The sequence below is a fragment of the Endozoicomonas sp. ALE010 genome, from assembly GCF_049310165.1.
Lineage (GTDB): Bacteria > Pseudomonadota > Gammaproteobacteria > Pseudomonadales > Endozoicomonadaceae > Endozoicomonas.
Genome location: NZ_JBLYNV010000145.1, coordinates 1 through 3,685 on the forward strand (window position 1 = coordinate 1; position 3,685 = coordinate 3,685).

Below are 3,685 nucleotides of genomic sequence, written 5' to 3' on the forward strand. Positions count from 1 at the left end.
GCGGACTCCGGGCAGGAGCGGACGCCAGAGTTCAACGAGGCCGTGGCCACGCTGTTGCACTGCGTCAACGCACAGAAAGACCAATTTATTCTTCAGAATATCGCCAACCTGCTGTGGGCCATGGCGAAACTTACGGACTACGGGCAGGAGCGGACACCAGAGTTCAACGAGGCCGTGGCCGCGCTATTGCCCCGGGTGAGCGCACAGAAAGACCAATTTATTCCTCAGCAGATCGCCAACCTGCTGTGGGCCATGGCGAAACTGGTGGACAACGGGCAGGAGCAGACACCAGAGCTCAACGAGGTCGTGGCAGCGTTGTTGCCCTGCGTGAACACACAAAAAGACCAATTTATTCCTCAGCATATCGCCAACCTGCTGTGGAGCATGGCAAAACTGGTGAACAACGTGCAAGAGCAGATACCTGGTCTCAACGAGGCCGTGGCCGCGTTGTTGCCCCGGGTGTACGCACAGAAAGCTAACTTTAAACCACAGGAAATCGCCAACCTGCTTTGGGCCACCGCGAAACTCGGTGAGCTCGTTGAGCTGGACGTGGTTACCTCTATCTTCAAATCGCTTGTTCACAAAATCAGTGAAAACCCTCAGTCCTCTCAGCAAAATATATTTATGTCTCTCTGGGGCGTAATGGTATGCTGTGCCAGGTTGTCTCTGGTCTCCAAGGCCAATAAAAATAACGTGCTTGAAAAGCACCTGGATGACCTGCTTACTCGCCTGGAAAATCCCCCCCCGGACAATGAAAAGGATCAACGCGTCATTGCCATGGCCGCCAGTTGGCTTGGCAGACCGTTTCCGATCGTCCCCCATTACCGGGCAACCCTTTCAGAACCTCAAACTTTCTTCCGTGATCAACTCCAATCACGCCTTCCCTGTTTGAAGATTGAAGAAGAAAAGAGTTTGAACTTATTACCTCCGGTTGACCTGTTTCTGCCAGAGCACAACATGGTGATTGAAATTCAGGGACCATTTCATTACGTGAATGGTGATTTCAAAACCAGGAATGGTTCGACTCTGCTGAAAATTGCACTGTTGCAAAAAGCAGGGTTTGAGGTCATTGAAATTCCGGTTAAACAGCGTTGGAACCATGATTTAATGAAACCATTTATTGATCAAATAAAGAAGAGAACAAACAGCCATTAATCGTCTCCCTGTCATCGTGACTCAGGAACCGTTTTCACAATTCAGAGTAGATGTTCTCCTCCAACCACTTGCGTTTATAAACCGTTCAGCAAAATGAACTTCTGAACAGAACCGCAGTCTGCTTTTTATATTCTCATGAATTAATGAAATATAATTATGGATAGAAGATCAGCTGGTATCAGTGGTAATGACACAAGATCGGGTAATGATTACAACCAACCGAATAACCCTGCCCCTTCTTCAGGGCGTGGGCGATATAGACATGCCACAGTCAGACAATGGAATCATCCCCCCCGCACTGCACCGGATCGCAATGAATGTTACCATTCTTCTGGCACACGCTCTTCTCAACATCTACAGCGCCGCTCGGTAAACCCTGCTGAAGATTTTAACGCCCTCATCAAACAGGAAATAATGGATGATCTGGTGAGAAGATCGGATCGCTTCGGTCATCGCTATGATGGGAGAGATCACAGTCGATATGCCAGTTCAATTAAAAAATACACGTCAGCTGCAAAAAGATCGTTAAACCGGGCGGAACAAAGCCAGCTGATAAGTATGCTGCAAAACTTTACCCCAACACGGAGTTGGAATTGGCGAAGCCTGACGACCACACTTCATTCATTGACTTCAGCGGGTGCTTTCATCCCTTATAAACCCATGCATGAGCGTGCTCAGTCGACTCAAGCGGCCTTATTGTCAACTTTGCTTGATGCCATAATATTTACCTGCAACCAAAAACCTGAAGCCAGGGATATTGATGCCCAGGGAATCGCCAACCTGCTTTGGGCCATGGCGAAACTGGTGCACAGCGGGCAGAAGCAGACACCGGAGTTCAAAGTGGCCATGACCGCCCTGCTGCCCCACGTAAACCTACAGAAAGACCAATTCAACGCCCAGGGTATCGCCAACCTGCTGTGGGCCATGGCAAAACTGGTGGGCAACGGGGAGTGGACACCAGAGCTTAAAGAAGCTGTGGCCGCCCTGTTGCCCCGCGTGAACGCACAGAAAGACCAACTTACTGACCAGGGCATTACCAATCTGCTGTGGGCCATTACGAAACTGGTGGACAACAGGCTTGAGCAAACACCAGGACTCAACGAGGCCCTGACCGCCCTGTTGCCCCTCGTGAACACACAGAAAAACCAACTTAGTGCCCGGGACATTGCCAACCTGTTGTGGGCCATGGTGAAACTGCTGGAAAACGGGCTGGAGCGGACACCCGGACTCAACGAGGCCGTGGCCGCCCTGTTGCCCCTCGTGAACGCACAGAAAAACCGACTTAATGCCCGGGACATTGCCAACCTGTTGTGGGCCATGGCAAAACTGGTGGAAAATACGAGGCAGCAGACACCAGGGCTCAATGAGACCGTGGCCGTCCTGTTGCCTCTCGTGAACGCGCAGAAAGACCAATTTATTCCTCAGCATATCGCCAACCTGCTGTGGGCCATGGCGAAACTGGTGGAAAATACGAAGCAGCAGACACCAGGGTTCAACGAGACCGTGGCCGCCCTGTTGTCTCTCGTGGACGCGCAGAAAGACCAATTTATTCCTCAGCATATCTCCAATCTGCTGTGGGCCATGGCGAAACTGGTTGAAAACGGGCTGAAGCGGACACCACGGCTCAACGATGCCCTGGTCGCACTTTTGCCCCGGGTGATCGCACAGAAAGACCAATTTAATGTCCAGGATATCACCAATCTGCTGTGGGCCATGGCGAAACTGGTGGACAACGAGCAAAAGTGGACACCAGGACTCAAAGATGCCGTGGCCGCGCTGCTGCCCCAGGTGAAAGCACAGAAAAACCAATTTCATGCCCAGGTTATCGCCAACCTGCTGTGGACCATGGCGAAACTGGTGGGCAACGGGCAGGAGCGGACACCAGAACTCAACGAGGCCGTGGCCGCGCTATTGCCTCAGGTGATCGCACAGAAAGCTAACTTTACACCACAGGAAATCACCAACCTGCTGTGGGCCATGGCGAAACTGGTGGACTACGGGCAAAAGCGGACACCAGAGCTTAACGGAGCCATGCCCGCGTTGTTGCCGCACGTAAGCGCACAGAAAGCCAACTTTACACCACAGGGTATTGCCAACCTGCTATGGGCCATGGCGAAACTGGTGGAAAACGGGCAGGAGCGGACACCGCAGCTCAAAGAGGCCGTAGCTGCGCTGTTACCCCGCGTGAATGCACAGAGAGCTGCTTTTAAACCACAAGGTATCGCCAACCTGCTGTGGGCCATGGCGAAACTGGTGGACAACGGGCATGAGAGGTCACCAGAACTCAATAAGGCCGTAGCTGCGCTGTTGCCCCTCGTGAACTCACAGAAAAACCAACTTAATGCCCAGGCCATTACCAACCTGCTGTGGGCCTTGGCGAAACTGGTGGGCAACGGGCAGGAGCGGACACCAGAACTCAACGAGGCCGTGGCCGCGCTATTGCCTCAGGTGATCGCACAGAAAGCTAACTTTACACCACAGGAAATCACCAACCTGCTGTGGGCCATGGCGAAACTGGTGGACAACGGAC

2 protein-coding genes are annotated in these 3,685 nt (G+C 52.4%); both read left to right on the forward strand.

Going from position 1 to position 3,685, the window contains the following annotated elements; all coding sequences use genetic code 11:
- The coding region (locus tag ACO6UY_RS24160; RefSeq protein ID WP_422491589.1) for an RAP domain-containing protein at positions 1-1,155 on the forward strand (1,155 nt) is incomplete at its 5' end.
- 156 nt (positions 1,156-1,311) lie between these two features.
- On the forward strand, positions 1,312-3,685 hold a 2,374-nt coding region (locus ACO6UY_RS24165), incomplete at its 3' end, for a DUF1601 domain-containing protein (RefSeq protein ID WP_422491590.1).